Consider the following 26,077-nt stretch of genomic DNA (forward strand, 5'->3'; position numbering starts at 1 on the left):
CAGTTGAGGAATGGGAAGAAGGTTAGGCATGCACCCATTGATCGACTAGACGGTAGAGTCGGATTGCACTCGTCCAGAATTCGAAGGAATCAGACCGCCATGCTCGATCTCAACGACGTCGCCGTATTCGTGCAGGTGGTGCGCTGCGGCAGCTTTGCCGAGGCCGGCCGCCGGCTCGGCGTGCCGCCCAACACGCTGAGCCGGCGCATCCAGCAGCTCGAGGCCCAGCTGGGCACCCGGCTGATGCAGCGCTCCACCCGCAAGCTCACGCTGACCGGCGCGGGCCAGGACTTCCACGACCGCTGCGCCGGCGCGGTCGACGGGCTGGTGGCGGCGGGCCAGGCCCTGGTGGCGGGCGGCCAAGCGCCGAGCGGGCTGGTGCGCGTGGCGGCGCCGGCGGACTTCTTCGATTTCTTTCCCATGGAATGGGTGTCGGACTTCCTGGCCGAACACCCGCTGGTGAAGCTGGACTTCGTGCTCAGCGACGCACCCGCCGACCTGATCGCCGAGCAGATCGACGTGGCCTTCCGCGGCGGCCCGCTGCGCGATTCGGGCTACATCGGACGGCGCATGGCCACCCGCAGCGGCGGGCTGCTGGCGAGCCCCGCCTACCTCGCGCGCCGCGGCGCACCTGCCACGCTGCAGGAACTCGCGGCCCACGATTGCGTGACGCCGCCGCACCCCGGCGGACGCACCACATGGCGGCTCACCGGACCCGACGGCGTCGAGGAAGAAGTGCAGGTCGGCGGCCGCTTCACCGGCAACACCGCGCAGGCGCTGCGCAAGGCGGCGCTGGCCGGGCTGGGCATCGTGCAGCTGCCGCCGCCGATCGCAACGCGCGACGAGCAGGAAGGCTTGCTGGTGCGGGTGCTGCCGCAGTACCGCTACACCGGACGCGGGCTGAGCGTGGTGTACCCGAGCCGCAAGCACCTGCCGCTGGCGGTGTCGGCCTTCATCGAGCTCGTGGTCGGCAAGCTGGGCCAGATGGGCCTGTTGCTCGGTGCGCCGGACACGGGGAAAGCCTGACCGGCAGCGTTTTCCGGTTTCCACTGAGAATGCGACCCCATGAAAATCGAAAAAGACACCGTCGTCACCATCAAGTACAAGGTCTCCGATGCCCAGGGCAAGCTCATCGAGGCGAGCCCCGAGCCGATGGCCTACCTGCATGGCGGGTACGAGAACACGCTGCCCAAGATCGAGGAAGCGCTCGACGGCAAGGAAAAGGGCTACCAGACCGTGGTGAGCCTCTCGCCCGAGGACGCCTTCGGCCAGCGCGACGAGACGCTGGTGCGCAGCATTCCCAAGACCGACTTCCCGCCGGGCGTGAAGGTGGGAGGCCAGCTGCAGGGCCGGCTCGACGACGGGCGCGAACATGTCTTCACCGTGATGAAGATCAAGGGCCCCGTGGTGCTGCTCGACGGCAACCACCCGTGGGCCGGCAAGGCGCTGAAGTTCAGCCTGCAGGTGACCGACGTGCGCGCCGCGCTGCCGGTGGAGATCGAGCACCGGCATGTGCATGGGGCGCACGGGCACCATCACTGAGGCAGACTGTGGCGATGGACTTCGCCACACTCCCCAGCCTTTCAAGCTTCCTGAGCATTGCGGCTCCTTCGCTGATCTGCATGGCCTTCGTTTGGGTCATCTGGCGAACGGAGTCGCTCCATGTGCTGATGCACCGGCTGTGGCAACTGGTTCATGGCAAGCAGGAAATCACCGATCCGGAAGTTCGCGCTTTCATCGATGAGCAGACCAGCCTGATTTCGTTTCGCCTGTTCGCCGGCGTAAAGGTCAACAGCCTGGCGCAGGCCAGACAGCTCATTCAATGGGCAAAACGCAACGGCGTGCAAATGAGGGCGCTAAGCATGTGCGGCGAACTCTTCGATGTGGAGCTTCGCCAGATCAGGCAGCACAAACTGCCGTCGCGCACACTCCAGGGCCTGAGGCTTGCCGGTGTCGCGATCGGAATGCTGCTCTTCATTGCCAGCACGACGGCTCTCTTTCGCGATCAGGCGTTCCTCACGCTCAAGGCGACGCAGCGGACATTCGCCGCCACCGCGACACAGGCCAAGGCACTTCGATCCATCCTTCCGTTCGGGCCCGAGCCGTTGCGCATCGATGACTGCTCGCAGCCGGCAGCCCTCAACGCGGAACGAACATCCTTCAGCGAGAACGAGGTGGGTATTCTTTGCGGCGTCCTCAAGGACAAAGACACCGCGGCCTTCATCAAGGATTCGCTGAAAGAACAGCGCTGGACCTGCGTGCTTCTGATCGGCTTCGCGATCTGGCTCTGCTGGATTTCCTTCCTTGCCTGGGCTACGGGATACGTGGCGAAGCACCTGGCCGCCCGCAGGCTGGATCCGTCGCTGCCAGACTCTCAGCTGGCGCTGGACTTCGGCAACTAGCCGCGCTTCTTCCAGAACCGCGGCGCGTCCTCGATCTTTCCCAGGGCCTTCCGGCACGCCTTCGCTCCCGCCGGATGCCGCGCGGCGAACCATCCCACCGCGAACCAGGCCCGCGCGTCGCGCTCGGCGGCGTCGCGGTACAGCGCCATCGCCACGGCTTCGTCGTTGAAATCGCCGAGCGCGTCCTGTGCGGGGCGCAGCGCCTTCAGGTAGCGCTCGGCGGCGTCCTTGCCGTTGTCGCCGTCTCCATCGAACAGCGGCGCCACGAACTCCGCGAGATAGCGCAGGCGCTTGAGCCGCTTGCGCACGCGGTGCCGGCTTTCGGTGTCGAGCGACTCGAAGCGCTCGCCGTCGCGCACGGCCTGCCTGTGCAGCCGCTGCAGGCGCTTGCGCAGCAGGCGGCGCGCATCGTCCGCATCGACGGGCCCGCCCGCATCATCGGTCTTGCCGTCCGCGTCGCCTGTCACGTCTGCCGCGTCTGTCGCGGGTAGCGCAGTGAAGCCGATCAGCGACACGAGCACGTCCTGGAACGCCGGTGCCCGCACCACGTCGCCGGGCGACGGGGTGTTGTTGCCCGCCGCATCGCCCGCCAGCGGATCGAACTCCGGCCCGCCGGCCTCGCGCAGCCGGGGTTGTGCCAGCTTCACCACCTGCTCGCGGTCGCGCAGTTCGCCCAGCGCGCGGAAGGCGTCGACCAGCGGCGGCTCCCAGTCGGCAGGCAGGAAATGCGCCGACGACGCATCGAGCGGTGCGAGTTCCCGCAGCGCGGTGCGCAGCCGTCGGATGCCGATGCGCAGCTGGTGGACCTGCTCCTCGTCGGTGCTGCCGGCGGCGATCTCGCTCGCGTTGGGCAGCATCTGCGCCAGGCACGCCGCCACCACGGCCTGCTGGACGGCGCGGCCGTCGGGGTGCTGCGTGGCGAAGCGCGGCGGCTCGGCCTTCACCGCCTCGGCGGTTTCCTGCGCCGCCAGCAGCCGCGCGCCGCGCTCGGCCTTGGAGACGGTGCTGAACCACAGCCCGTGCTGCTGCGACCAGCGCCGCGCGAGCGACACCAGGCCCTGCACGTCGCCGCGCTTCAGCTCGAGCTCGAGTTCGCACACGGGCGATTCGCGCTGCTCGGGCGTGCCCGCGTGTGCGACGACCTTGCCCACGTCCAGCGCCATCTCGACCACCGCCGCGCCGGGCCCGGTGACGCGCACGTCGCGCGTGAGCCGCACGATGTCGGTCGATTGCCGCTCGACCAGGGAAGCGCCGCCGCCCTCGGCCAGCAGCCTCGCAAGCCGGTCGCCCACCGGCGTGCCCTGGTGGCGCAGCGGATCGATCTGCGGTGCCGCGCCGGCCCGGGCGGCCGTGCCGAGGTCGACGTTGTGCTCGAGCCGGTGCAGCGCGTTGTCGCCCGTGGCCTTCACGGTCTGCACCCAGCGCGCCCCTTCCTTGCGCAGCCGCAGCACCATTCCGTCGGCGGCCAGTCGCAGGTCGGCGGTATCGAAGTAGCGGGCCTGCAGGCGGGTGCGCTCGACGGTGCCGCGCTTCAGGGCGGCCTCGACGGCTTTCAGTCGCTCGGACGGGATGCAGAACTTGAATTCGATTTCCATAGCCGCCCATGATGCGCCCCCGGTGGCGGCCACTGCCTCGGAAACCCTTGTGGACGCCGTCCAGTTTGTTTGGTATCTTTTGTGGACGGCGTACACAAGACGCCGGCAAACCCCTCTTCCAGACCTTCTTCATCCACACACAGGACGACACCATGGCCACCAAGCAGATCTTCGTGAACCTCCCCGTCAAGGACCTCGACAAGACCAAGGCTTTCTTCGCCGCGCTGGGCTACACGTTCAACCCGCAGTTCACCGACGCCAACGCCGCCTGCATGGTGGTGCAGAAGGACAGCATCCACGTCATGCTGCTGGTGGAGGACTTCTTCAAGACCTTCACCACCAAGGCCATCGCCGACACCGGCAAGAGCACCGAGGTGCTGCTGTGCCTCTCGTGCGAGAGCCGCGCCGAGGTCGACGACCTCGTGGCCAAGGCCAGGGCCGCCGGCGGCACCACGCCGACCGAGCCGAAGGACTACGGCTTCATGTACGGGCACGGCTTCCAGGACATCGACGGCCACCTGTGGGAGCTGGTCTACATGGACCCGAACGCCGAGATGCCGAAGCAGTAGCAGCGGCCGCGCCCGGAAAGCACGGAGGAAAGAACGATGCCCATCGTTCCATACGCGCTCTTCACTGTTGCAGGCAAGGCATCTACCGGACGGCGGCGGCGCCCCGATATTCCAGGCACCGGCAAGGCAACATCGGCCCTGCCCACCGCGCAAAGGAATACCGACATGTCCGAAGAAGACAACAAGAGCCTCAGCCCCATCGTGCAGATCGCGCCCCTCGGCTTTCCGTGGCAGACGATCGACCCGTTCCTGTTCTGCGTCTACCACGACGACGCCTACCCGCAGGGCAACGGCCGGATGGGCCCGGCCGCCTCGCTGGCCGGCCGCCAGATCGGCCAGGACTTCAGCCGCAAGGACGGCTGGAGCATGTACCACGGCGACGCCGTGCCGGGCTTTCCCTCGCACCCGCACCGCGGCTTCGAGACGGTGACCATCGTGCGCAAGGGCCTGGTGGATCATTCCGACTCGCTGGGCGCCACCGCGCGCTTCGGCGGCGGCGACGTGCAGTGGCTCACGGCCGGCAAGGGCATCGTGCATTCGGAGATGTTCCCGCTGCTCGATGCCGCTGCGCCCAACCCGCTGGAGCTGTTCCAGATCTGGCTGAACCTGCCCGCCCGGAGCAAGATGGCCGAGCCGCACTTCACCATGTTCTGGTCGGACGCGATCCCGCGCTTCGCATCGGACGACGCGAAGGGCGGGCGCACCGAGGTCGCCGTGATCGCCGGCCGCCTGGGCGATGCCGCGGCCGGAACGCAGCCGATCCAGCCGCTGGCGCCGCCGCCCGACTCGTGGGCCGCGCAGGCCGACGCCGACGTGGCCATCTGGACGCTGAAGATGGCGCCCGGCGCGCAGTGGACGCTGCCCGCCGCCGCGGGCGAGGGCACGCGCCGCATGCTGTACTTCTTCAAGGGCGCGGCGGCGAACGTCGCGGGTCGGCGCGTACAGGGCCCGGTGGCCATCGAGCTGCGTGCGGACATGGCCGTGGAACTGGCCAACGGCCCCGACGACACCGCCGAATTCCTCGTGCTGCAGGGCCGCCCGATCGCCGAGCCGGTGGTGCAGTACGGCCCGTTCGTGATGAACACGCAGGCCGAGATCAGCCAGACCATGGCGGACTACCGCCGCACGCAGTTCGGCGGCTGGCCCTTCGGCGATACGGCGCCGGTGCACGGCATGCAGGCGGCGCGCTTCGCCAGGCACCCGGGCGGGCGCGAAGAGCTGCCCGCACCGCCGGCGGCTGCGGTCAAAGGCTCTTGAGTGCCTCCGCGCCCGGCGCGGTCATGCTGGGCACGAACTCCATGATGTCGGTGCGCGCGGCACCGTTCAGCACGAACGGGTCGCGCGCCAGCACCGCCTGCAGTCCGTCGCGGTCGCCCGAGCGCGCCAGGATCACGCCGCCCTTGCGCGGCACCTGCCGGCCCGATGCCAGGAACAGGCCGCTTTCGTAGTGCTTCTTGAGCCAGGCGATGTGCGCGTCCATCAGCACGTCGAGTTCGTCGAGCGGCCGGATGTAGGTCAGTGTGACGATGAACATGGTGGTGACGCAGAGTCGTGGAACCGCCATCGTATGGGCTCGGCCCAGTGTGCGGAGCGCCAAGGTGTGCGCACCGGTAACCGCCTAGTCGATCGACACGCCGCCGTCCTTCACCAGCTTCGCGAACCTGGCGGTCTCCTCCCGGATCTGCCGCGCCATCTCCTCCTGCGTGCCGCCCAGCGGCTCGGCGCCGACCGCCTGCATGCGCTGCGCGAAATCGGGCGAGTGGATGATCTTCACCATCTCGGCGTTCAGCCGCGCCACGATGTCCTTCGGCACGCCCGCCGGCGCGAGCACGCCGAACCAGGTGCCGATGTCGAAGCCCTTGAGGCCGGCTTCCTCCAGCGTCGGCACGTCGGGCAGCACGGAGGAGCGGCGGGCCGTGGTCACGGCCAGCGCACGCAGCTTGCCGCCCTTGATGTGCTGCAGCACGGGCGTGATGGTGTCGAAGGACATCGCCACCTGCCCGCCCAGCAGGTCGGTGGTGAGCGGCCCGCTGCCCTTGTAGGGCACGTGCAGCAGCCGGGTGCCGGTGAGCGACTGGAACTGCGTGCCGATCAGGTGCTGCGCGGTGCCGTTGCCGTTGGAGCCGTAGGCCAGCCTGTCGGGCGCGGTCTTCGCCAGCGCCACCAGTTCGGCAACGTTCTTCGCCGGAGTGTTCGCCGCGTTGATCACCAGCACGTTGGGCACCAGCGCCACCATGGTGACGGGCGCCAGGTCCTTCTGGAAGTCGTACGGCAGCTTCTTGTAGACGCTGGTGGCGATGGTGTGGTGCACCGCGCCCATCAGCAGCGTGTAGCCGTCGGGCCTGGCCTTGGCCACGTAGTCGGCGCCGAGCGTGGCGCCGGCACCGGGCTTGCTCTCGACCACCACCGGCTGGCCCAGCGACTGCGAGAGCTTGTCGGCCAGCGCGCGGGCCAGCACGTCGGTGGTGCCTCCGGCGGGGAACGGCACGACGAGGCTGATCGGCCGAGCCGGCCAACCGGCCGCGGTCTGCTGCGCGCAGGCCAGGGCGGTGGCGCCCAGGCCCAATGCCAGCGTGGCGGCGGCCAGCACGGTGCGCCGGCGGCGCATGTTCAGGAAAGCAGCGTTCATGGTTTGTCTCCGGCTCGTTGTCGTGGTGCGCGCATCGAGGCGCGCGGATACCGTGGAAATCGCTGTGGCGCTCGCGGCGGCAGGTGACGCCGAAAGCGCGCTCGAAGTGCTGGTACCGAATGCGTCAGGCCGCGAGCCGCACGGGCTCGCCGGCAATGTGCGCGCACACGGCGCGCGTCACCTGCGCGGTGGTGGCGTTGCCGCCCAGGTCGCGCGTGTGCAGCGACGGATCGGCCGTGACATGCTCCACCGCCTGCATCACGCGACGCGCGGCCTCGCTCTCGCCCAGGTGCTCCAGCAGCATCACGACCGACCAGAACGTGCCGACCGGGTTGGCCAGTCCCTTGCCCATGATGTCGAAGGCCGAACCGTGGATCGGCTCGAACATCGACGGGTAGCGGCGCTCGGGGTCGATGTTGCCGGTGGGCGCGATGCCGAGGCTGCCCGCCAGTGCGGCCGCCAGGTCGCTGAGGATGTCGGCGTGCAGGTTGGTCGCCACGATGGTGTCCAGCGTGGCCGGGCGGTTGACCATGCGCGCGGTGCAGGCGTCGACCAGTTCCTTGTCCCACGTCACATCGGGGAACTCCTTCGAGATCTGCAGCGCGATCTCGTCCCACATCACCATCGCATGGCGCTGCGCGTTGCTCTTGGTCACCACGGTGAGCAGCTTGCGTGGCCGCGAGCCGGCCAGCCTGAAGGCGAAGCGCATGATGCGCTCCACACCCGCGCGGGTCATCATGCTCACGTCGGTGGCCGCCTCGATGGGGTGGCCCTGGTGCACGCGGCCGCCGACGCCGGCGTATTCGCCCTCGGAGTTCTCGCGCACGATCACCCAGTCGAGCTGGCCCGGCGCGCAGCGCTTGAGCGGCCCGTCGATGCCCGGCAGGATGCGCGTGGGCCGCACGTTGGCGTACTGGTCGAAGCCCTGGCAGATCTTCAGGCGCAGGCCCCACAGCGTGATGTGGTCGGGAATGTGCGGGTCGCCGGCGGAGCCGAAAAGAATCGCGTCCTTCTTGCGCAATGCGTCCAGGCCGTCGGCCGGCATCATCTCGCCGTGTGCGCGAAACCAGTCGCCGCCCCAGCCGAAGTCCTCGAAGGTGAAATGAAGGGCGCCTGCGGAAGCCGCGGCCAGCGCCTCCATCACCTGGCGCCCCGCGGGAATCACTTCCTTGCCGATGCCGTCGCCCGGAATGGTGGCAATGCTGTAGCTGCTCATCGATGTTCCTCTTGAATGTGGGGTGCGATGGGCCACTGTAGGATCCGATGCAACGACAGATTCATGCCCCAGGTGAATCCATCCTTAACTTCGATTCAACAGTGAGGTGGCCATGGTTTCACCCGTCCAGCCCGCCGACCTCGGCTTCTTCTCCACGCTCGCGGCCTGCGGCAGCCTGAGCGCCGCGGCGCGCGAGCTCGGCATCAGCACGCCCGCGGTGAGCAAGCGGCTCGCGCAGATGGAAGCGCGCCTGGGCGTCACGCTCGTGAACCGAACCACCCGGCGCATGAGCCTCACGCCCGAGGGCGAGCTCTACGTGGCCAGCGCGCGGCGCATCCTCGGCGAGATCGACGACATGGCGCAATTGCTGGGCGGCGCCAGGGGCGAGGCGCAAGGCCTGCTGCGCGTCAACGCCACGCTCGGCTTCGGGCGCAGCCACGTCGCGCCGGTGATCTCCAGGTTCGTGCGAAAGCACCCGCAGGTGGAAGTGCAGCTTCAGCTGTCGGTGAATCCGCCGCCGCTGACCGACGACGCCTTCGACGTGTGCATCCGCTTCGGCGCGCCGCCCGAGGCGCGCGTGATCGCACGGCGCATCGCGTCGAACCGGCGCCTGCTGTGCGCGTCGCCCGCCTACCTCGCGCGTGCTGGCCAGCCCAGGGTGCCCAACGACCTTGCACGCCACCGCTGCATCGGCATCCGGCAGGGTGACGAGGCCTACGGCGTGTGGCGCCTGAGCAGCGGCCGTGGCGCGGCGCAGCGCACCGAGGCCGTGAAGACGCGCGGCGCACTGAGCACCAACGACGGGGAGATCGCGGTCAACTGGGCACTCGACGGCCACGGCATCCTGATGCGCGCCGAGTGGGACATCGCGCGCTACCTGCGCAGCGGCCGGCTGGTCCAGGTGCTCGCCAGCTACCGCACCCCCGACGCCGACATCTATGCCGTGTACCCGCAGCGCCACCAGCTGTCGGCGCGCGTGCGCGCGTTCGTCGACTTCATCGCCGACGCGCTCGGCAAGGAGGAGGTCGCGCCGTCTGCGCCGCTCAGCCGCCGTTGAGCACCGAGGCCACCAGCCACACGTTGGCCGCGCCGATCACGCCGAACAGCAGCCACGCGAGCGACTTGAGCACCGGCCCGTTGGCGAAGTCGCCCATCATGTCGCGCCGGCTGGTGAAGCGGATGAGCGGCCACATCGCAAAGGGCAGCTGGAAGCTCAGCACCACCTGGCTGAGCACCAGCATCTTGCCCACGCCGCCGTCGCCGAACCACCACACGCCGAACCAGGCCGGACCCAGCGCCAGCAGGCGCGTGATCAGGCGGCGCTGCCAGCACGGGATCTTCAGGTCGAGAAAGCCTTCCATGATGATCTGTCCCGCGATGGTGCCGGTGAAGGTCGAGCTCTGCCCCGAGGCCAGCAGCGCGATGCCGAACAGCGTGGCCGCGAGCGCGCTGCCGACGACGGGCTCCAGCAGCCGGTAGGCGTCGTCGATCTCTGCCACTTCGCGGTGGCCCGTGGCGTGGAAGGCGCTGGCCGCCAGCACCATGATGGCGGCGTTGACCAGCAGCGCGAGCGACAGCGACACCACCGCGTCGAGCGTGCAGAAGCGCACCGCCTCGCGGCGCGCCGCGTCGGTGTCGGCCACCAGGCGCGTCTGCACGATGGACGAATGCAGGTACAGGTTATGCGGCATCACCGTGGCGCCGACGATGCCGATGGCCAGGTACAGCGCGCCGGGCTGGTGCAGCCGCTCCAGGCTCGGGCCGAAGCCCATCGCCACGCCGAACCAGTTGGGCGGCGCCATCGCCAACTCGACGATGAAGCAACCCGCGATGGTGCCCACCAGCCCCAGCACGATCGCCTCGACGCGGCGAAAGCCCGCACCCTGCAGGCCCAGCACCAGCAGCGTGTCGAACGCCGTGATCGCGATGCCCACCGGGATCGACACGCCGAACAGCAGGTGCAAAGCGAGCGCGCTGCCCAGCACCTCGGCCAGGTCGCAGGCCACGATAGCCAGCTCGGCGCCGAGCCACAGCAGGCGGTTCACCAGCGGCGGGTAGTGCTGCCGGCAGGCGCGCGCCAGGTCCTTCTGCGTGACCAGGCCCAGGCGCACGCACAGCGTCTGCAGCAGCATCGCCGCGAGGCTCGCGAGCAGCACCACGAACAGCAGCCCGTAGCCGAAGCGCGAGCCCGCCTCGATGTCGGTCGCCCAGTTGCCCGGGTCCATGTAGCCCACCGACACCAGCAGGCCGGGACCGGCATAGCGCATCAGCTTTTTGAGGAAGGGCAGGTCCTGCGGGACCGTCACGCTGCCCTTGACCTCGGAGGGACAGAAAGGCGCGGTGGCCGTGCGAGGGAGCGGGAAGAACATGCGGGCGATGATAGGGTGGGGCAACGGGTCTCGCGCGGGACCCATACGAAGGTATCGGATCTTCTAGAGTCGGCGGTCGTTCCCCCGTCAACCATCCCAACCACGGAGCATTTCAATGATTCATGTCGTCGCCGTCATCACCGCCAAGCCCGGCCAGCGCGCCAGACTGCTCGAGGCCTTCGCCGGGAACCGCGCGGCCGTGCTCGCCGAAGCGGGCTGCGTCGAGTACGGCGCCACCGTCGACGCGCAGGGCATCCCCGCGTCGAAGGCCAGCTTCGGCCCCGACACCTTCGTCGTGATCGAGAAATGGGAAACGCTGGCGCACCTGCAGGCGCACGCGGTCGCACCGCACATGAAGGCTCACGGCGAGCGGACCAAGGAACTGGTCGAGAGCAAGCTGATCCACGTGCTCGAACCGGTCTGAGGTTCGCCCTCGTCCCTCCGCGCACCTTCGGGTTCCGCGGCTTCATGGATTCGCGCGCCGCGCGATGCGTGCTACCGTCGCGCCGGGAGCACGCGCCACCGATGCACCATGCATGCATCCGGGGCCTCGTGGAGAGAGGGACTGAAGACATGGCGACCTTTCGCTCGCAAGGCCGGCCCTTGCGTTTGCGCCAGCTCCTGCGCACGGGCTGGCGCTCGCACTCGAAACGGCACCCGCACCGGCGCTCGGGCTGGCGCCTTCGCCCGCTGGCCGTGTGCGGTGCGCTGGCAGCCGCCCTCCTGGCCACCGGCTGCGCACCGTTGCTGGCACCGCCCTATGCGGCCGACTACGAAGCGCTCGACCGGCTCGAGGCGGCGCGTCCCGGCATGGTGGCCCTCGCCAGGGCTCAGCCCACCGCTCCTGAAGAGCCCGTCAACACCGTGCAGTTGCGCCGTGCGAAATTGCTGTCGCCGAGCGGCAGCTTCGCGCAGTACCTGCAGGACGCGCTCATGCGCGACCTGAGCGAGATTTCCGCCTACGACCCCAAGGCGCCCACGCGCGTTGCGGCGCGCATCCTCGTGAACGACATCGACCTCGGCGTGATCAACGGCACCGGCCGCATGGACGTCGAGATCACCGTCACGCGCGACGACGCGCAACGCCTGCGCAAGACCTACCGCGCCGAGACCGCTTTCGACTCGAGCTACGCCAGCATCGTCGCCGTGCCGGCCGGCCAGGCCGCGTACCCGCGCCTCGTGCGCGCGTTGCTGCGCAAGGTGTATGCCGATCCGCAGTTCGTGGCCGCCATCGGCCGTTGACCCGACAGGCAGGAGGCGCTTCGATGCAGTTCATTCTTCCGATGACCGCGGCGGCGGTTCGACGTGGCGCCGCCATGGCCTTCGCAACCGCGCTGCTTGCGGGCTGCGTGCACCCGATCACCATGATCACCGAGACCGCGCCGCCGCGCTCGCAGGCGCACCTCGTGCCGAAGAAGGTCGCCTATGTGATGACCGACGCCGACCGCGACCTCGAGGTCGTCACGCCCGGCGGCAGCGGCGACCGCGTGAGCTACTTTCCATACCGCGACCTGGAGAAGTCCATCCGCGATGCACTGCGCGCGGTGTACCGCGACGTGGTCGTGCTTCGCACGGCGGGCGACGCGAAGGCGAACGAGACGGCGGGCGTGTCGCTGGTCTTCGCGCCGCGCATCAGGACCGAGTCGAGTTCGTCGTCCTGGATCAGCTGGCCACCGACCTCGTTCACCGCCGAAGTCTCGTGTGTGGTGACCGACGCTGCCGGCGCGCAGGTCACGCGCGTGCGCGCGGCAGGCCACGGCACGGCGGAGTTCGGCGAGTTCAAGGGCGACTTCGGGCTGGCGGCGAGAAGGGCCGCGACACGGCTGACGTCGCAGCTGAGCAGCGAGATCCGCAGGGACGAGAAGCTGCGGTGAGGGCGTGATGCTCTCTGCAGTGCCCAAGAAAAAACGCGCCCTCGGGCGCGTTCTTCATTGAAGCTTGGAAGCCTCGCTTACTTCGAAACGACCTTCACCATTTCGAGGCACTTGTTCGAGTAGCCCCATTCGTTGTCGTACCAGCTCACGAGCTTGACGAAGGTGCCGTCGAGTGCAATGCCGGCTTCGGCGTCGAAGATGGAGGTGCGCGGGTCGCCGCGGAAGTCGGTGGCCACCACCTTGTCTTCGGTGTAGCCCAGCACGCCCTTCAGCGCGCCTTCGCTCTGCGACTTCATCTCGGCGCAGATTTCCTTGTACGTGGCTTCCTTCACCAGCTCGACCGTCAGGTCGACCACCGAGACGTCGGAGGTCGGCACGCGGAAGCTCATGCCGGTGAGCTTCTTGTTGAGCTCGGGGATCACCACGCCCACGGCCTTGGCTGCGCCGGTGCTCGAGGGGATGATGTTTTCCAGGATGCCGCGGCCGCCGCGCCAGTCCTTGTTGCTCGGGCCGTCCACGGTCTTCTGCGTGGCGGTGGCGGCGTGCACGGTGGTCATCAGGCCGCGCTTGATGCCCCACTTGTCGTTCAGCACCTTGGCCAGCGGGGCCAGGCAGTTGGTGGTGCAGCTGGCGTTGCTGATGATGGCTTCGCCGGCGTACTTCTTGTCGTTCACGCCGTAGACGAACATGGGGGTGTCGTCCTTCGACGGTGCCGACAGGATCACCTTCTTGGCGCCCGCGTCGATGTGCTTCTGCGCGGTTTCCTTGGTGAGGAACAGGCCGGTCGACTCGAGCACGATGTCGGCGCCGACCTCGTTCCACTTCAGCTGCGACGGGTCGCGTTCCTGCGTCAGGCGGATCTTCTTGCCGTTCACGACCAGCGTGTTGCCTTCGACCGTGACTTCACCCTTGAAGCGGCCGTGCACCGAGTCGTACTGGAGCATGTACGCCAGGTAGTCGGGCTCGAGCAGGTCGTTGATGGCAACGATCTCGATCTCGTTCTTGAAGTTCTGCACCGCTGCACGCAGCACGTTGCGACCGATGCGGCCGAAGCCGTTGATACCGAGTTTGATAGCCATCTGACTTGCTCCTAAGGTTGAAAAACTTGTGATCGGACCGGACGAAGGACGCGCGGCGCTCAGTCGCGCAGGGCCGCTTCGACCGTGGCAGCGACGTTCTCGGCCGTGAATCCGAAGTGCTTGAACAGCACCGGCGCGGGGGCCGATTCGCCGTACGTGTCGATGCCGACGACGGCGGCGCAGCCGTACTTCCACCAGCCGCCGGTGCAGCCCATTTCCACGGCGATGCGCGGCAGCTTCTTCGGCAGCACGGACTTCTTGTAGGCAAGGTCCTGGCGGTCGAAGGTGGTGGTCGAGGGCATCGACACCACGCGCACGGCGATCTTCTTCTCGGCCAGCAGCTTCTGCGCGGCCAGCGCGAGCTGCACTTCCGAGCCGGTGGCGATGATGACGGCGGCGGTCTTCTTGCTCTTGAGGCCGACCACTTCGGGCTCGGCCAGCACGTAGGCGCCGCGGCTGATGTCGCCGAGCTCGCTCTTCGGTGCGTAGGCGATGTTCTGGCGGCTGAGCAGCAGCGCGGTCGGGCGCGACTGGTTCTGCAGCGCCACGGCCCATGCCACGGCGGTCTCGGCCGTGTCGCCCGGACGCCAGACGTCCAGGTTAGGGATGAGGCGCAGCGAGGCGGCGTGCTCGATCGACTGGTGCGTGGGGCCGTCTTCGCCCAGGCCGATGGAGTCGTGCGTGAACACGTGGATCACGCGGCGCTTCATGAGCGCGGCCATGCGGATGGCGTTGCGGCTGTAGTCGCTGAAGGTGAGGAAGGTGCCGCCGTAGGGGATGTAGCCGCCATGCAGCGCCACGCCGTTCATGATGGCCGCCATGCCGAACTCGCGCACGCCGTAGTTGATGTGGCGGCCGATGGTGCCGCGCGGTGCTTCGGCGGGCGTCTCGGGCTTGGCTTCGTCCTCGGCACCCTGCTTGGCCTCGACGGCCGGCACGTTCATGACCACGGCCCCGGTCTTCGGATCGAAGCGCAGGGCGGGGGTGCTCTTGGTGTTGGTGAGGTTCGAGCCGGTCAGGTCGGCGCTGCCGCCGAGCATTTCGGGCAGCGCGGCGGTGAAGGCCTCGAGCGCGAGCTGGCTGGCCTTGCGGCTGGCCACGGTCTCGGCCTTGGTGTGGGCGGCGACCACGGTGTCGAACGCGACCTGGTGGAAGTCCTTGGGCAGCTCGCCCTTCATGCGGCGCGTGAAGTCGGCGGCCAGTTCGGGGTAGGCCAGCGCGTAGGCGGCGAACTTCGCGTTCCACTCGGCTTCGATGTTGGCGCCGGCTTCCTTGTGGTCCCAGTCGGAATACACCTCGGCCGGGATCTCGAAGGGCGGGAAGTGCCAGTCGATGGCGTCGCGCGTGAGCTTGATTTCTTCGGCGCCCAGGGCCTCGCCGTGTGCCTTGGCGGTGCCCGCGCGGTTCGGGCTGCCCTTGCCGATGACGGTCTTGCAGTTGATGAGCGTGGGCTTGTCGGTCGACTGCTTGGCCTTGGCGATGGCCGCGGACACCGCGGCGGCGTCGTTGCCGTCGATCGGGCCGATCACGTGCCAGCCATAGGCGTGGAAACGCTCGGCCACGTTGTCGATGTACCAGGGCTTGACCTGTCCGTCGATGCTGATGCCGTTGTCGTCGTACAGGGCGATGAGCTTGTTCAGGTGCCAGGCGCCGGCCAGCGCGCAGGCTTCGTGGCTGATCCCTTCCATCATGCAGCCGTCGCCCAGGAAGGCGTAGGTGTGATGGTCGACGATGGCGTGGTCCTTGCGGTTGAACTCGGCCGACAGCAGCTTCTCGGCCAGCGCGAAGCCCACGGCATTGGTGATGCCCTGGCCCAGCGGGCCGGTGGTGGTTTCGACGCCGGGGGTCACGTCGACTTCGGGGTGGCCGGCGGTCTTGCTGTGCAGCTGGCGGAAGTTCTTGAGTTCGCCGATGGGCAGGTCGTAGCCGGTGAGGTGCAGCACCGAGTACAGGAGCATCGAGGCGTGGCCGTTCGAGAGCACGAAGCGGTCGCGGTCGAACCAGTGCGGGTTCGCGGGGTTGTAGCGCAGGTGTTCGCCCCAGAGCGCGACGGCCATGTCGGCCATGCCCATCGGTGCACCCGGATGGCCGGAATTCGCTTGTTGGACGGCATCCATTGCCAGCGCGCGGATCGCGTTGGCCATCAGGGCTTGGTTTGCCATGGGCATGAGGCTTTCGGGGGAAAAGGGTGGGTGGGATAGGGGGGAACCCGCGATTTTACCGGGCGAGCCCCAACCCCGGCCGATACAGGCCGAACACCCCGCCGATGTTCTCTTGTACGGCGCCCGCGCTGCTAGAGTTGCGACCCATGCACGGGCTGCACCTCACCGCCGACCTCCACGACTGCCAATGCGGCCTTCAATGGCTCACCGACCGCGAGGCGCTGGGCGCGGTCTGCCTGAAGGCGGTGGGCGCCGCCGGCCTGCAGGCGGTGGGCAAGCTGGTGCACGGGTTTCCCGCCACGCCGGCCGGACCGGGCGGCGTCACCGCCACGGTGCTGCTGGCCGAATCGCACCTGTGCATCCACACCTGGCCCGAGCAGCGCGGCGTGACGCTCGACGTGTACGTCTGCAACTTCGGCGGCGACCACTCGGCCAAGGCACAAGCGCTGATGGAATGCCTGGTGTCGCTGTTCCAGCCGCGGCACAGCGAACGCAACGAGCTGCAGCGCGGCCGAGTTGCAGCGTGAGCGCGGTGACCTCGATCCGCGCGATGATCCTGGCCGCCGGCCGCGGCGAGCGCATGCGGCCGCTGACCGACACCACCCCCAAGCCCCTGCTCGAAGTCCACGGCAAGCCCCTGATGCAATGGCCGATGGAGGCGATGGCCGCCGGCGGTTTCACCGGGCTGGTGGTCAACACCGACTGGCTGGGCGCGCAGATTTCAGGCCGTTTCGGCCCGACGCCCTTGATGGACGACGGTGTCGCGCTATCGATTTCATACTCCGACGAAGGCCGCGACTTCGGCGGCGCACTCGAAACGGCTGGCGGCATCGTGCGTGCGCTGCCGCTGCTGGGCGAGGTGTTCTGGGTAGCGGCCGGCGACGTGTTCGCGCCCGGATTCCGCTTCACGCAGGCTGCGGTCGATCGCTTCCTCGCCAGCGGCAAGCTGGCCCACCTGTGGCTGGTGCCGAACCCCGCGCACAACCCCAAGGGCGATTTCGGGCTCTCGCCCGAGGGCCTGGCGCTCGACGCCGCCGACGAGAAGTTCACCTTCTCCACCATCGGGCTGTACCGCGCCGCGCTGTTCGCAGCGCCGTACGCCGACATCCCGGCCGGCAACCCCGGCGGCGTGAAGGCCGCGCTGGCGCCGATCCTGCGCGCCGCAATGAACAACCGGCAGGTGAGCGCCGAGCTCTACACCGGCCCCTGGACCGACGTGGGCACCCCGCAACGCCTGCAGCAACTCAACGCCGGCACGCCGCCGGCAGCGGCCGCATGATGCTGGCGCCCCTGCCCGAAGCGCTGCGACTGCTGCCTCTGCGCATCCACGGCCTGGCCCTGGAAGCGGCCGCGGAGCGCAACGACGGCACCCCCGAAGACCCCCTGACCGTGCCGCTCTACCAGAGCGACTTCAACCGCCTGAGCCTCGCACCGATGCGCCAGGGCTGGCATGTCGAGTACTTCGGCGAGACCTGGGGCGAGGCCTTCGACGAAACCCTCGCCTGCCTCAGTCGGCAGGACGTGGCCGACTGCATCACCTCGCTGTCGTTCAGCGGCATCGACAGCGGTGCGAACGGCACGCGCGAATGGATGTTCGCTCCGCTGCTCGACCGCCCCGTGACGTTTCCGCGCCTGCGCTCGCTGTTTGTCAAGCCGACACAGCCCGAGGACCACAACCAGTCGCTCGTGTGCACCAGCGACGGCATTCTCGAGGAGGGCGGCGAGATCGCCCGCTGGGTGCGCAAGACGCCGCACCTGAGCGAGCTGACGGCGCCGAACCCGCCGGACGCCGGCTTCTTCGACGTGCCGCTGCCGCAGCTTTCGAGCCTGCGCATCGGTGCGCACTTCGACACCCAGCGCTTCATCGGCAACCTCGCCTCGGCACAAAACCTGCCGGGACTGAAGCTGCTGGATTTCTCGGAATCCACCGAGCAGCAGATGGTGTGGCCGGCCGAGCGGGCCCCGGGCAGCATCACGGCCTTCGAGGACTACGCGGCGCTGCTCGAGAGCCCCATGGGCGCGCAGCTGCGCGTGCTGAGGCTGCGCAACACCTGCCTGGACCTGGCGCAGCTGCAGCAGCTGCAAGGCCTGCGGCCGGCGCTTCAATTCATGGTCATCCAGTCAACGATCGGCGGCTACGTCAGCCACTTCGCGCAGGATGTGTTCCCATGGCGGCACCTGGTACCCGCGGACCCCGGACTTGCACCGTATCGAAAGTGAAATCCCATGCCCATTGACACCACGATCCACGCAGAGCGCCGCGCGCGCCTGGCCTCGCAACTCGGCAAGGACGGCATCGCCATCGTGCCGACCGCACCCGAGCGCCAGCGCAACCGCGACAGCGACTTCCTGTTCCGCCACGACAGCTACTTCTACTACCTGACCGGCTTCACCGAGCCCAACGCCTGGCTGGTACTGGCGGGCGACGGCCGTGCCACGCTGTTCTGCGCGCCGAAGGACCTCGAGCGCGAGATCTGGGACGGCTACCGCCTCGGTCCCGACGCGGCACCGGCCGAACTCGGCCTGGACGAAGCCTTCTCCGTCAACGACCTCGACGCGAAGCTGCCCAAGCTGCTGGAGAACCGCTCGACCGTGTGGTTTCCGTTTGCCACTCACAAGGGGCTCGAGACACGCATCGACGGCTGGCTGCAATCGGTACGCGCGCGCGTGCGCTACGGCGCGCTGTGCCCCGAGGAACAGCGCGACCTGTGCGGCCCGCTCGACGAGATGCGCCTGGTGAAGGACGCGCACGAGCAGGACATCATGCGGCGCGCCGCGCAGATCAGCGCGCGCGCCCACATCCGCGCGATGCAGCTGTCCGCGCGCATGCTGCGCGAAGGCAAGGACGTGCGCGAGTACCACCTCGACGCCGAGCTGCTGCACGAATTCCGCCTGGGCGGCTCGCAGTACCCGGCCTACGGCTCCATCGTCGCGGCCGGCGCCAATGCCTGCGTGCTGCACTACCGCGCCGACGCCGCGCCGGTGCGCAAGGGCGAGCTGGTGCTGATCGACGCGGGCTGCGAGCTCGACGGCTACGCCAGCGACATCACGCGCACCTTCCCGGCCGACGGCAAGTTCAGCGGCCCGCAGCGCGCGCTGTACGACCTGGTGCTGGAGAGCCAGTACGCCTCGGCCGCGGCCACCAAGGCCGGCAACCGCTTCAACGACCCGCACGACGCCGCCGTGCGCGTGCTCGCGCAGGGCATGCTCGACCTGGGCCTGCTCGACGCCGGCAAGGTCGGCAGCGTCGACGACGTGATCGACTCGCGCGCCTACTTCCAGTTCTACATGCACCGCACCGGCCACTGGCTCGGCATGGACGTGCACGACTGCGGCAGCTACGTCGAGCCCACGCAGGTCGGCGAAGTGAGCGAGCGCAAGGACCCGCTCTCGAACGAAGTCATCAAGAACCGCCCGAGCCGCATCCTGCGCCCCGGCATGGTGCTCACGCTGGAGCCCGGCATCTACGTGCGCCCCGCAGACGGCGTGCCGGAGCAGTTCCACAACATCGGCATACGCATCGAGGACGACGCGATCGTCACCGCCACCGGCTGCGAGCTCATCTCGCGCGGCGTGCCGGTGAAGGCGGACGAGATCGAGGCACTGATGCGGGCCTGACCGCACGCTGCGACACCGGCGGCGGCGCGTGCCGCGCCTGCAGGAAGTCGATGAACACCCGCAGCTTGCGCGGCATCTGCGCGCGGCTCGGGTGGTACAGGTAGAAGCCCGGAAAGGTCGGCCACCAGGGCTCCAGCAGCGGCACCAGCCGGCCGCTCTCGAAATCGTCGCGCACCGCGCCCTCGAAGGCCGAGGCGATGCCCGCGCCCGCGCGCGCCGCCGCCAGCAGCACCTCGCTGTCGTTGCTCACGAGCGGGCCCTGCAGTGCGATGTCGAGCACGCGGCCGTCCTGCGCGTATTCCCAGCGATAGAGGCCGCCGGTGGTCAGGCGGTAGTTGAGGCAGCGGTGCGCGCGCAGGTCTTCCGGCACGCGCGGCAGCGTCCGGCCCTGGAGGTAGCGCGGCGCGGCGAAGGTGACCATGCGCAGCGGGCCGCCCACCGGCACGCCCACCACGTCCTGTGCCAGGCTCTCGCCGAGCCGGATGCCGGCATCGAAACCGCCTTCCACCAGGTCGACCATGCGGTTGTCGCAGACCACTTCGAGCGTGATGTCGGGCCACAGGTCGGCGAAGTCGCCCATGTGCGCAAAGAGCAGCAGTTCGGCGGCGATCCGCGAGACGTTCAGTCGCAGCAGCCCGGCGGGCTGGTCGCGCGCCTCGTCGATGCCTTCGACCGCCTGCGCCAGCGCATCGAGCGCCGGGCGCGCGCCGTCCAGCAGCTGCTGGCCCAGCTCGGTCACGCCGACGCGGCGCGTGGTGCGGTCGAGCAGCCGCACGCGCAGCTTGTGCTCGAGGGCACGCACCGTCTGCGAGAGCGCCGAGGGCGACACGCCCAGTTCCTCGGCCGCGCGGGTGAAGCTGGCGTGTTGCGCCACGCGGGCGAAGGCGGCAATGGCAGGAAGCAGTTCGGGCGACATGGCGGCCATTATGAAGACGGGCTTCACAAAGCATCCAGCCGACCGGGCTGTTTCCCAAGCAATGCGGCCACTACCTTCGAGGCCATGGCGATGCAGCCGCACCGCCACCCCTCTGAAAGGACATCACCATGAAGCTCGACAACTACCTCACCCTCGGCCGCTCGGGCCTGCGCGTCAGCCCGATGTCGCTGGGCACCATGACCTTCGGCAGCGACTGGGGCTGGGGAGCGGACGCCGGCGAATCGCGCCGCATGTTCGACCTGTACCTGGAACGCGGCGGCAACTTCATCGACACCGCCAACTTCTATACCAACGGCAGCGCCGAGACGCTGCTCGGCCGGTTCATCGCGGACCGGCGCGAGTCGGTGGTGCTGGCCACCAAATACACGCTGAACATGCAGCCCGGCAACCCTAACGCCGGCGGCAACCACCGGCGCAACATGGTGCGCTCGGTCGAGGCCAGCCTGAAGCGCCTGGGCACCGACTACATCGACCTGCTGTACCTGCACATCTGGGACAACCTCACGCCCATCGACGAGGTGATGCGCGGCTTCGACGACCTCGTGCGTTCCGGCAAGGTGCTCTACGCGGGCATCTCCGACACGCCGGCCTGGCAGGTCGCGCGCATGCAGACGCTGGCCGACCTGCGCGGCTGGACGCCGCTGGTGGCGCTGCAGATCGAACACAGCCTGATCGAGCGCACCGTGGAGCGCGAGCTGCTGCCGATGGCGCACGAGCTCGGCCTGGGCGTGATGGCGTGGTCGCCGCTGGGCAGCGGCGTGCTGTCGGGCAAGTACACGCGCGCCGACCTCGGCCATGCCAGGGACGCGGCCTCGGGCGTGACCGGAACCCGCAAGGACGTGGCGGCCGGCAACGGCGCGCTGAGCGAGCGTTCGCTGGACATCGCCGGCACCGTCGCGCAGGTGGCGAAGGAGCAGGGCCGCTCGTCCGCGCAGATCGCGCTGGCATGGCTGCTGCACCGCACCGCGCCGGTGGTGATGCCGATCATCGGTGCGCGCACCTTCGCGCAGTTCGAGGACAACCTGGGCGCGCTCGACGTGCAGCTCGACGCCGCGACACTGCAGCGGCTCGACACGGCCAGCGCCATCGCAAAGGGCTTTCCGCACGACTTCATGGCGCTGCCGATGACGCAGGGCGTGGTGTTTGGCGGCACCACCGCGCGCCGGCCGGCATGACGCGACGGAAGGTGCTGGTGGTCGGTGCGGGCGGAACACTCGGCCGTGCGGTGGTGGCCGCGCTGGCGGAGCGCCATGACGTGGTCGCGGTGTCGCGCAGCAGCGATCCGGGCGTGGACCTCGGCGTGCCGCAGCAGATCGACACGCTGTTCGACGCCGTGCCCGATGCCGATGCCGTGGTCTGCGCCGCGGCCGGCGTGCAGCTCGCGCCGTTCTGCACGCTGAACGACGCGGCGCTCGCCCAGGCGCTGCACGCCAAGCTGTTCGGGCAGATCGCGCTGCTGCGTCGCGCAGCCTCCTGCCTTCGGGACGGCGGCTCGGTCACGCTGACGGGCGGGCGCTTCGACGGCGTGCTGCCCGGCGGCAGCGCGGGCGCGCTCGCGAACGCAGGGCTCGAAGCCTTCGTGGCGCAGGCGGCACCCGAGCTGCCGCGCGGCCTGCGCGTGAACGTGGTCGCGCCCGGCTGGGTGCAGGAAACGCTCGACGGACTGGGGCTGCGCGGCCCGAAGGGCACGCCCGCGCGCGAGGTGGCGCGGCTCTACGTGGCGGCGGTGGAAGGCGCGATGAGCGGGCAGGCGCTGCGCGTCGCCGCGTGAAGCCGGATCAGGACATCAGCAGGTAGACCAGCCCGCCGCCCACCACGAAGGCCGCCGCTATCGACCCGATCCACGGAAAACGCCGCGGCGCCAGGCCCAGCAACGCGACCGTCGCCTGCGCCGCGGCCGTGAGCGCGCCCAGCCACAGCACCCAGCCGATCGAGCTGCCCGCGGCCTGCAGGCTCGCGCCGAGCGAGAGGCACAGCAGCACCGTGCCGCCCAGCTGCAGCCAGCGCCGCCAGGGGCCGGGCGTGTTGCCACGGCCGTAGACGTCCTCGCTGTGCCGTTCCATCGCCAGGCTCAGCGCGCAGAAGCCCGCGAGCGAGGCCGCGAACACGAGGGCGAGGAGCAGCGACGCCATCACGAACCCTGCTCCGAAGCGACGAGCACCTGCGGCGTCTGCGCAGCCTGCGCCGCCCGCCTGGCCGCCGACGTGCGGCGCTTGCGCTCCACGATCCACACCGCCGAGGCGAGCCCCAGACCAAGCGCCAGCGCGACGAGGTCGAAGCCCGCCACCGCGCTCGGTCCCGAACGCAGGCTCACGGTCAGCGGCGCGGGGCCGGTGAAGGCATTGAGCACCGGCAGCGACGCGAACAGCAGCGCGCCCAGTGCCAGCTGCGCCTGCCACATGCGCAGCGTGGGCCGCAGCAGGCCCAGCACGGCGGTGGCGCCCCAGGCGATGAAGAACCAGGTGATCTCCGCCTCGCCGCGGTCGGCCACGTCCAGCGGCAGCAGGCGGTTGGCCCAGAAGAACGACGCCATGGCCACCGGAAGGCCGGCGATCGCGCCGAGGTTCAACCCGTCGACCAGCCGCAGCCCGACGCTCACGCGCCCGCCCTGCTTGAGCGTCCTGGCGAACTTCTGGCGTTCCTTCACCGCCCACAGCAGCAGGCCGGTGGCCACCATCAGGCAGCCTGCGAGCCCCGAGAGGAACAGCAGCGCGCGCACCAGCGGATCGCCGAAGCGGCCGATGTGCAGGCCGTAGAGCACGCTGCGCGTTTCGGCGGCAGGCCGGGTGGCGTCGCCGAAGGTGCCGATCAATGCGCCGGTCACGCCGTTGAACTGCATCGTCGGCTGCTCGTAGGACAGCTGCGGACCGTCGGCGCGCCGCAGGGTGACCACCGCGTTGGCATCGTTCGGCGAATTGACGGCGATGCGGCCGACATCCGCGCCGTCCCAGTGCGCGGAAGCCTGCGCGAGCATCGGCGCGATGGGCGCCATCGGCGCCGCGCGGCCAGCGGCCTTGGACTGCTCGCGCGCACTGCCTGCGAAGGCCTCGGCGAAGAAGGCCTGCGTGCCGCCGCTGTCCTTGTAGGCGGCCTGCGGACCCCACGGCATGTACATGAACATCAGCGTGACGAGGCCGGTGTACGTGATCATCGCGTGATAGGGCAGCGCGAGCACCGCCGTCACGTTGTGCGCGTCGAGCCACGAGCGCTGGCCCTTCTTCGGGCGGAAGGTGAAGAAGTCCTTGAAGATGCGCTTGTGCGTGACGATGCCGCTGAAGATGGCCACCAGCATGAACATCGCGCAGAAGCCCACGATCCAGCGCGCCCACAGCGCGGGCATGTAGTGCAGGTCGAAGTGCAGGCGGTAGAAGAACTCGCCGCCGCGCGTCTCGCGCGCCGCGGCCGAAGCCTGGCCGGTGGACGGGTCGAGCATCGCGCGGCCGACGCGGTTGCGCCGGTCGACCGGCGGCGCGCCCTTGGGCGGCGGCGGCTTCGTCCAGAAGAGGCTGGCCGATGGTTCGCGCGCGGTGGGCAACGTGATGAACCAGCGCGGCGAATCGGCCGCATGCTGCTGCAGGTAGGCGTAGGTCGCCTCGGCCGACTGCACCGTCGGCACCCTGACCTGCGGGAGGCCGTGCAGCTCGGGCTTCATCCAGACGGTGATCTCGTCCCTGAAATAGGACGCGGTGCCCGCCATGAACACCATGAACAGCACCCAGCCGACCAGCAGGCCCGACCAGGTGTGCAGCCACGCCATCGACTGGCGGAACCCTTCCTTCATGCCGCGCCTCCGGTGGAACGCATCAGCAGGAACACCAGCAGGCCCATCGGCGCCGCGGCAATGGCGAGACCCGACCACGCGCGCAGCGCGGTGCGTGCGGCGAAGACCCACATCACGGCAACCGCGAAGACGAGGAAGGAGGCCAGCGTGCCGGTCATCGCGGCCTCGCTGCGCGACGTGCCGAAGAGCGGCGGCAGGCACAGCGCGAGCAGGGCGGCGGACAGCGCCGCCACCCCGTATCCGCCGGCGATGGCGGCCACCGCCCGCGAGGCCACGCCCAGGCGGTAGCGAACGCCGGCGCTCACGACGCCCGCCGGACGGCGCACGAGGTCGTTCGGAAATTCATGGAAAAGGAGAAGAAAGTCGCTTGAAGATGAGAATCATACTCATCTGACTCGCGCTCCCCAACCCGCCGACGGCCGCGCCCCGCCCGCCAGCCGGGGCATACCGGCCCGCGCCGACGGCTTACTTCGCCTGCAGCAACGCGCCCGCTTCCAGCAGCACCAGTTCGTTGTCGTCCGCCTTGTTCGGCTCGCGGCTGCTCGAGAAGGGCAGGTTGTTGTCGTTGCCGACGACGATGTGGGTGGCGTCCACCACGTCGACGTTCTCGATGGTGAAGAACGGGAACTTGAGCACCCCGTCGTTCAGCGGCTTGCGCGCGAGCTTGTCCGGGTCGGCGATGTTCAGCAGGTCGATGTAGCCGATCTTGCGCACCGGGCCGCCCACGTTGGCGTCGCTCAGCTCGACCTTGTAGACGCGCTTGAACTTCGCGATGTCGTGGAAGCAGTCGGTGCGCTTCTGGCCTTCGGGGCAGGCCTTGTCGCTCGTGCCTTCGCCGTTGTCGCGCTCGATGATCAGGCCCATGGCACTCGTGCCATCTCCTGCCTTGCTATCGATCACGTTGAAGTCGCCGATGGCGTTGCCGTTGGCCTCGAGCACGTACTTCCAGTGGCGGCCGGTCCACTTCTCCGAGGCCACGTCGAACTCCAGCACGCGCAGCGCTTCCTTGCCTTCGACGCGCTCGTAGTCCTTGGCTTCGGCGTTCCACACCGGGCCCTCGAGCAGCGCGTAAAGCTTGCTGCCGTCCTTCGACGAGGCCATGCCTTCAAAACCCTTGGAGCGCTTGACCTGGAAGTCGACCGCACCGCCGGGCGCGCCCGGCGTGGTCACGGCCGGGTGGTCGGGCGAACGCACGGCCTTGCCGTCGACCAGCGTGTCGAACACCGCGAGCACCTTGCCCTTGAGGTCGGCCTTGATCAGGAACGGGCCGAACTCCTCGCCGATCCACAGCGCGCCGCCTGCGAACTGGAAGCTCTCGGGGTCGAAATCGGAACCCGTCAGGTAGCGCTGCTTCGTGCCTTCGTGGACGATGCGGAACGGCACCTTCTTGTCGGGGTCGTGCAGGAACACGGTTTCCAGCCGGTTGAACCTGCCGCTCTTGAAGTCCACCTTGTAGTGGTTCAGGTAGAGCATGAAGTCGGGCGAGTTGGCCTTCGCGCCCGCGCCGTTGTCGGTGAGGATCCAGAACGAGCCGTCGTCCATCTTCTTGATGCCCGAGTGGCCCTGCAGCGGCTGTCCCTTGAAGGGCACCGACACGCCGGTGCCCCGTCCGCCCGACAGGCCTTCGACCGTGCCGATGGCCTCCACGCGCCTGGCGGTGGTGAACTTGCCGCTCACCTGCAGGTCGGCCGGCGCATCCTTCGGCGCGGCCACGAAGCTCTGCGCGGGCAGCACGGCGTGGCCGGCGAGCGTCGCGGGGAAAGCAGTCTGCGCCGACACGCTGCCGCATGCGAGTGCGGCGGCCAGGGCGATGAAGGAAAGGGGAGCAAGACGCGTCATGGGCAGG

At 69.1% G+C, this 26,077-nt stretch carries 27 protein-coding genes; 15 read left to right on the forward strand and 12 right to left on the reverse strand.

Features of this window, described 5'->3' with window-relative positions; translation table 11 throughout:
- Positions 1 to 99: 99 nt before the first annotated feature.
- The 3 genes from AACL56_RS02190 to AACL56_RS02200 are packed head-to-tail and all read left to right on the forward strand — an operon-like array spanning position 100 to position 2,402.
- Entirely contained in the window at positions 100 to 1,026 is a 927-nt protein-coding gene (locus AACL56_RS02190; RefSeq protein WP_339088196.1) for a LysR family transcriptional regulator, read from the forward strand.
- Between the two features lie 39 nt (positions 1,027 to 1,065).
- The gene (locus AACL56_RS02195; RefSeq protein WP_339088197.1) at positions 1,066 to 1,542 is read left to right on the forward strand and encodes an FKBP-type peptidyl-prolyl cis-trans isomerase; all 477 of its coding nucleotides are present in this window, start codon (positions 1,066 to 1,068) and stop codon (positions 1,540 to 1,542) included.
- Between the two features lie 14 nt (positions 1,543 to 1,556).
- Entirely contained in the window at positions 1,557 to 2,402 is an 846-nt protein-coding gene (locus AACL56_RS02200; RefSeq protein ID WP_339088198.1) for a DUF6216 family protein, read from the forward strand.
- On the opposite strand, the gene AACL56_RS02205 is transcribed toward AACL56_RS02200, so the two are convergent.
- Positions 2,399 to 3,997 carry a CYTH and CHAD domain-containing protein gene (locus AACL56_RS02205; RefSeq protein ID WP_339088199.1) on the reverse strand — a complete coding sequence of 533 codons (1,599 nt, stop codon included), beginning with the start codon at positions 3,995 to 3,997 and terminating at the stop codon, positions 2,399 to 2,401. The genes AACL56_RS02200 and AACL56_RS02205 overlap by 4 nt on opposite strands.
- 152 nt (positions 3,998 to 4,149) lie before the next feature.
- On the opposite strand from AACL56_RS02205, the gene AACL56_RS02210 reads away from it, so the two are divergent.
- Both AACL56_RS02210 and AACL56_RS02215 read left to right on the forward strand, forming a co-directional pair.
- Complete coding sequence (locus tag AACL56_RS02210; protein ID WP_339088200.1) at positions 4,150 to 4,566, forward strand: VOC family protein; 417 nt, start codon at positions 4,150 to 4,152, stop codon at positions 4,564 to 4,566.
- A gap of 165 nt (positions 4,567 to 4,731) precedes the next feature.
- On the forward strand, positions 4,732 to 5,823 hold the full coding sequence (locus AACL56_RS02215; RefSeq protein ID WP_339088201.1) for a pirin family protein: 1,092 nt from the start codon (positions 4,732 to 4,734) through the stop codon (positions 5,821 to 5,823).
- Here AACL56_RS02215 and AACL56_RS02220 read toward each other — a convergent pair.
- The 3 genes from AACL56_RS02220 to AACL56_RS02230 form a co-directional block, all read right to left on the reverse strand.
- The gene (locus AACL56_RS02220; protein ID WP_339088202.1) at positions 5,810 to 6,100 is read right to left on the reverse strand and encodes a YciI family protein; all 291 of its coding nucleotides are present in this window, start codon (positions 6,098 to 6,100) and stop codon (positions 5,810 to 5,812) included. The genes AACL56_RS02215 and AACL56_RS02220 overlap by 14 nt on opposite strands.
- An 84-nt stretch (positions 6,101 to 6,184) precedes the next feature.
- Positions 6,185 to 7,195 carry a tripartite tricarboxylate transporter substrate binding protein gene (locus AACL56_RS02225; RefSeq protein WP_339088203.1) on the reverse strand — a complete coding sequence of 337 codons (1,011 nt, stop codon included), beginning with the start codon at positions 7,193 to 7,195 and terminating at the stop codon, positions 6,185 to 6,187.
- 124 nt (positions 7,196 to 7,319) lie between these two features.
- Positions 7,320 to 8,411, reverse strand: coding sequence for a tartrate dehydrogenase (locus AACL56_RS02230; RefSeq protein ID WP_339088204.1), 1,092 nt, complete (start codon positions 8,409 to 8,411; stop codon positions 7,320 to 7,322).
- 112 nt (positions 8,412 to 8,523) lie between these two features.
- On the opposite strand from AACL56_RS02230, the gene AACL56_RS02235 reads away from it, so the two are divergent.
- A complete protein-coding gene (locus AACL56_RS02235; protein WP_339088205.1) occupies positions 8,524 to 9,468 on the forward strand; it encodes a LysR family transcriptional regulator in 945 nt (314 codons plus the stop codon).
- Here the strand turns inward: AACL56_RS02235 and AACL56_RS02240 are convergent.
- On the reverse strand, positions 9,455 to 10,780 hold the full coding sequence (locus AACL56_RS02240; RefSeq protein ID WP_339088206.1) for an Nramp family divalent metal transporter: 1,326 nt from the start codon (positions 10,778 to 10,780) through the stop codon (positions 9,455 to 9,457). The genes AACL56_RS02235 and AACL56_RS02240 overlap by 14 nt on opposite strands.
- Positions 10,781 to 10,895: 115 nt before the next feature.
- Here AACL56_RS02240 and AACL56_RS02245 point away from each other — a divergent pair, with 115 nt between their 5' ends.
- The 3 genes from AACL56_RS02245 to AACL56_RS02255 all read left to right on the forward strand — a co-directional run bounded on the left by AACL56_RS02245 (position 10,896) and on the right by AACL56_RS02255 (position 12,654).
- Positions 10,896 to 11,204 carry a putative quinol monooxygenase gene (locus AACL56_RS02245; RefSeq protein ID WP_339088207.1) on the forward strand — a complete coding sequence of 103 codons (309 nt, stop codon included), beginning with the start codon at positions 10,896 to 10,898 and terminating at the stop codon, positions 11,202 to 11,204.
- A gap of 149 nt (positions 11,205 to 11,353) precedes the next feature.
- The gene (locus AACL56_RS02250) at positions 11,354 to 12,022 is read left to right on the forward strand and encodes a hypothetical protein (protein ID WP_339088208.1); all 669 of its coding nucleotides are present in this window, start codon (positions 11,354 to 11,356) and stop codon (positions 12,020 to 12,022) included.
- Positions 12,023 to 12,045: 23 nt separating this feature from the next.
- On the forward strand, positions 12,046 to 12,654 hold the full coding sequence (locus tag AACL56_RS02255; protein ID WP_339088209.1) for a hypothetical protein: 609 nt from the start codon (positions 12,046 to 12,048) through the stop codon (positions 12,652 to 12,654).
- A gap of 77 nt (positions 12,655 to 12,731) precedes the next feature.
- Here AACL56_RS02255 and gap read toward each other — a convergent pair whose 3' ends face one another.
- Positions 12,732 to 13,733 carry a type I glyceraldehyde-3-phosphate dehydrogenase gene (gap, locus tag AACL56_RS02260; protein ID WP_339088210.1) on the reverse strand — a complete coding sequence of 334 codons (1,002 nt, stop codon included), beginning with the start codon at positions 13,731 to 13,733 and terminating at the stop codon, positions 12,732 to 12,734.
- Between the two features lie 59 nt (positions 13,734 to 13,792).
- Positions 13,793 to 15,895, reverse strand: coding sequence for a transketolase (locus AACL56_RS02265; protein ID WP_339088211.1), 2,103 nt, complete (start codon positions 15,893 to 15,895; stop codon positions 13,793 to 13,795).
- A 146-nt stretch (positions 15,896 to 16,041) separates the two neighbouring features.
- Here AACL56_RS02265 and speD point away from each other — a divergent pair, with 146 nt between their 5' ends.
- The 4 genes from speD to AACL56_RS02285 are packed head-to-tail and all read left to right on the forward strand — an operon-like array spanning position 16,042 to position 19,513.
- A complete protein-coding gene (gene speD, locus AACL56_RS02270) occupies positions 16,042 to 16,422 on the forward strand; it encodes an adenosylmethionine decarboxylase (protein ID WP_339088212.1) in 381 nt (126 codons plus the stop codon).
- Between the two features lie 23 nt (positions 16,423 to 16,445).
- On the forward strand, positions 16,446 to 17,174 hold the full coding sequence (locus tag AACL56_RS02275; protein ID WP_339092788.1) for a nucleotidyltransferase family protein: 729 nt from the start codon (positions 16,446 to 16,448) through the stop codon (positions 17,172 to 17,174).
- On the forward strand, positions 17,171 to 18,115 hold the full coding sequence (locus AACL56_RS02280; protein WP_339088213.1) for a hypothetical protein: 945 nt from the start codon (positions 17,171 to 17,173) through the stop codon (positions 18,113 to 18,115). The genes AACL56_RS02275 and AACL56_RS02280 overlap by 4 nt, the downstream gene beginning before the upstream one ends.
- Before the next feature lie 6 nt (positions 18,116 to 18,121).
- Positions 18,122 to 19,513, forward strand: a complete 1,392-nt coding sequence (locus tag AACL56_RS02285) for an aminopeptidase P N-terminal domain-containing protein (protein ID WP_339088214.1) — start codon at positions 18,122 to 18,124, stop codon at positions 19,511 to 19,513.
- On the opposite strand, the gene AACL56_RS02290 is transcribed toward AACL56_RS02285, so the two are convergent.
- Entirely contained in the window at positions 19,455 to 20,429 is a 975-nt protein-coding gene (locus AACL56_RS02290; protein ID WP_339088215.1) for a LysR family transcriptional regulator, read from the reverse strand. The genes AACL56_RS02285 and AACL56_RS02290 overlap by 59 nt on opposite strands.
- 128 nt (positions 20,430 to 20,557) lie before the next feature.
- Here AACL56_RS02290 and AACL56_RS02295 point away from each other — a divergent pair, with 128 nt between their 5' ends.
- Together AACL56_RS02295 and AACL56_RS02300 are read left to right on the forward strand one after the other, a co-directional pair.
- On the forward strand, positions 20,558 to 21,625 hold the full coding sequence (locus tag AACL56_RS02295; protein ID WP_339088216.1) for an aldo/keto reductase: 1,068 nt from the start codon (positions 20,558 to 20,560) through the stop codon (positions 21,623 to 21,625).
- A complete protein-coding gene (locus AACL56_RS02300) occupies positions 21,622 to 22,221 on the forward strand; it encodes a short chain dehydrogenase (RefSeq protein ID WP_339088217.1) in 600 nt (199 codons plus the stop codon). The genes AACL56_RS02295 and AACL56_RS02300 overlap by 4 nt, the downstream gene beginning before the upstream one ends.
- 7 nt (positions 22,222 to 22,228) lie before the next feature.
- On the opposite strand, the gene AACL56_RS02305 is transcribed toward AACL56_RS02300, so the two are convergent.
- The 4 genes from AACL56_RS02305 to AACL56_RS02320 form a co-directional block, all read right to left on the reverse strand.
- On the reverse strand, positions 22,229 to 22,582 hold the full coding sequence (locus AACL56_RS02305; RefSeq protein WP_339088218.1) for a DUF3325 domain-containing protein: 354 nt from the start codon (positions 22,580 to 22,582) through the stop codon (positions 22,229 to 22,231).
- A complete protein-coding gene (locus tag AACL56_RS02310; protein ID WP_339088219.1) occupies positions 22,582 to 24,231 on the reverse strand; it encodes a PepSY-associated TM helix domain-containing protein in 1,650 nt (549 codons plus the stop codon). Before AACL56_RS02310 ends, AACL56_RS02305 begins: the two co-directional genes overlap by 1 nt.
- Positions 24,228 to 24,536, reverse strand: coding sequence for a DUF3649 domain-containing protein (locus tag AACL56_RS02315; protein WP_339088220.1), 309 nt, complete (start codon positions 24,534 to 24,536; stop codon positions 24,228 to 24,230). The genes AACL56_RS02310 and AACL56_RS02315 overlap by 4 nt, the downstream gene beginning before the upstream one ends.
- A gap of 160 nt (positions 24,537 to 24,696) precedes the next feature.
- Entirely contained in the window at positions 24,697 to 26,070 is a 1,374-nt protein-coding gene (locus AACL56_RS02320; RefSeq protein ID WP_339088221.1) for an esterase-like activity of phytase family protein, read from the reverse strand.
- Positions 26,071 to 26,077 lie beyond the last annotated feature (7 nt).

It is taken from the genome of Variovorax paradoxus, from assembly GCF_902712855.1.
In the GTDB taxonomy this organism is placed as follows: Bacteria; Pseudomonadota; Gammaproteobacteria; order Burkholderiales; family Burkholderiaceae_C; genus Variovorax; species Variovorax paradoxus_Q.

Excerpts from the sequence above, each read along its gene's own strand:
- AACL56_RS02285 (WP_339088214.1), top strand. The coding sequence starts at position 18,122 with ATGCCCATTGACACCACGATCCACGCAGAGCGCCGCGCGCGCCTGGCC.
- AACL56_RS02255 (WP_339088209.1), top strand. The coding sequence starts at position 12,046 with ATGCAGTTCATTCTTCCGATGACCGCGGCGGCGGTTCGACGTGGCGCC.
- AACL56_RS02265 (WP_339088211.1), bottom strand. The coding sequence starts at position 15,895 with ATGGCAAACCAAGCCCTGATGGCCAACGCGATCCGCGCGCTGGCAATG.
- AACL56_RS02230 (WP_339088204.1), bottom strand. The coding sequence starts at position 8,411 with ATGAGCAGCTACAGCATTGCCACCATTCCGGGCGACGGCATCGGCAAG.
- speD (WP_339088212.1), top strand. The coding sequence starts at position 16,042 with ATGCACGGGCTGCACCTCACCGCCGACCTCCACGACTGCCAATGCGGC.
- AACL56_RS02280 (WP_339088213.1), top strand. The coding sequence starts at position 17,171 with ATGATGCTGGCGCCCCTGCCCGAAGCGCTGCGACTGCTGCCTCTGCGC.
- AACL56_RS02220 (WP_339088202.1), bottom strand. The coding sequence starts at position 6,100 with ATGTTCATCGTCACACTGACCTACATCCGGCCGCTCGACGAACTCGAC.
- AACL56_RS02245 (WP_339088207.1), top strand. The coding sequence starts at position 10,896 with ATGATTCATGTCGTCGCCGTCATCACCGCCAAGCCCGGCCAGCGCGCC.
- AACL56_RS02290 (WP_339088215.1), bottom strand. The coding sequence starts at position 20,429 with ATGTCGCCCGAACTGCTTCCTGCCATTGCCGCCTTCGCCCGCGTGGCG.
- AACL56_RS02240 (WP_339088206.1), bottom strand. The coding sequence starts at position 10,780 with ATGTTCTTCCCGCTCCCTCGCACGGCCACCGCGCCTTTCTGTCCCTCC.
- AACL56_RS02210 (WP_339088200.1), top strand. The coding sequence starts at position 4,150 with ATGGCCACCAAGCAGATCTTCGTGAACCTCCCCGTCAAGGACCTCGAC.
- AACL56_RS02305 (WP_339088218.1), bottom strand. The coding sequence starts at position 22,582 with ATGGCGTCGCTGCTCCTCGCCCTCGTGTTCGCGGCCTCGCTCGCGGGC.
- AACL56_RS02195 (WP_339088197.1), top strand. The coding sequence starts at position 1,066 with ATGAAAATCGAAAAAGACACCGTCGTCACCATCAAGTACAAGGTCTCC.
- AACL56_RS02300 (WP_339088217.1), top strand. The coding sequence starts at position 21,622 with ATGACGCGACGGAAGGTGCTGGTGGTCGGTGCGGGCGGAACACTCGGC.
- AACL56_RS02205 (WP_339088199.1), bottom strand. The coding sequence starts at position 3,997 with ATGGAAATCGAATTCAAGTTCTGCATCCCGTCCGAGCGACTGAAAGCC.
- AACL56_RS02275 (WP_339092788.1), top strand. The coding sequence starts at position 16,446 with ATGATCCTGGCCGCCGGCCGCGGCGAGCGCATGCGGCCGCTGACCGAC.
- AACL56_RS02250 (WP_339088208.1), top strand. The coding sequence starts at position 11,354 with ATGGCGACCTTTCGCTCGCAAGGCCGGCCCTTGCGTTTGCGCCAGCTC.
- AACL56_RS02225 (WP_339088203.1), bottom strand. The coding sequence starts at position 7,195 with ATGAACGCTGCTTTCCTGAACATGCGCCGCCGGCGCACCGTGCTGGCC.
- AACL56_RS02215 (WP_339088201.1), top strand. The coding sequence starts at position 4,732 with ATGTCCGAAGAAGACAACAAGAGCCTCAGCCCCATCGTGCAGATCGCG.
- AACL56_RS02235 (WP_339088205.1), top strand. The coding sequence starts at position 8,524 with ATGGTTTCACCCGTCCAGCCCGCCGACCTCGGCTTCTTCTCCACGCTC.
- AACL56_RS02190 (WP_339088196.1), top strand. The coding sequence starts at position 100 with ATGCTCGATCTCAACGACGTCGCCGTATTCGTGCAGGTGGTGCGCTGC.
- AACL56_RS02310 (WP_339088219.1), bottom strand. The coding sequence starts at position 24,231 with ATGAAGGAAGGGTTCCGCCAGTCGATGGCGTGGCTGCACACCTGGTCG.
- AACL56_RS02200 (WP_339088198.1), top strand. The coding sequence starts at position 1,557 with ATGGACTTCGCCACACTCCCCAGCCTTTCAAGCTTCCTGAGCATTGCG.
- gap (WP_339088210.1), bottom strand. The coding sequence starts at position 13,733 with ATGGCTATCAAACTCGGTATCAACGGCTTCGGCCGCATCGGTCGCAAC.
- AACL56_RS02295 (WP_339088216.1), top strand. The coding sequence starts at position 20,558 with ATGAAGCTCGACAACTACCTCACCCTCGGCCGCTCGGGCCTGCGCGTC.
- AACL56_RS02320 (WP_339088221.1), bottom strand. The coding sequence starts at position 26,070 with ATGACGCGTCTTGCTCCCCTTTCCTTCATCGCCCTGGCCGCCGCACTC.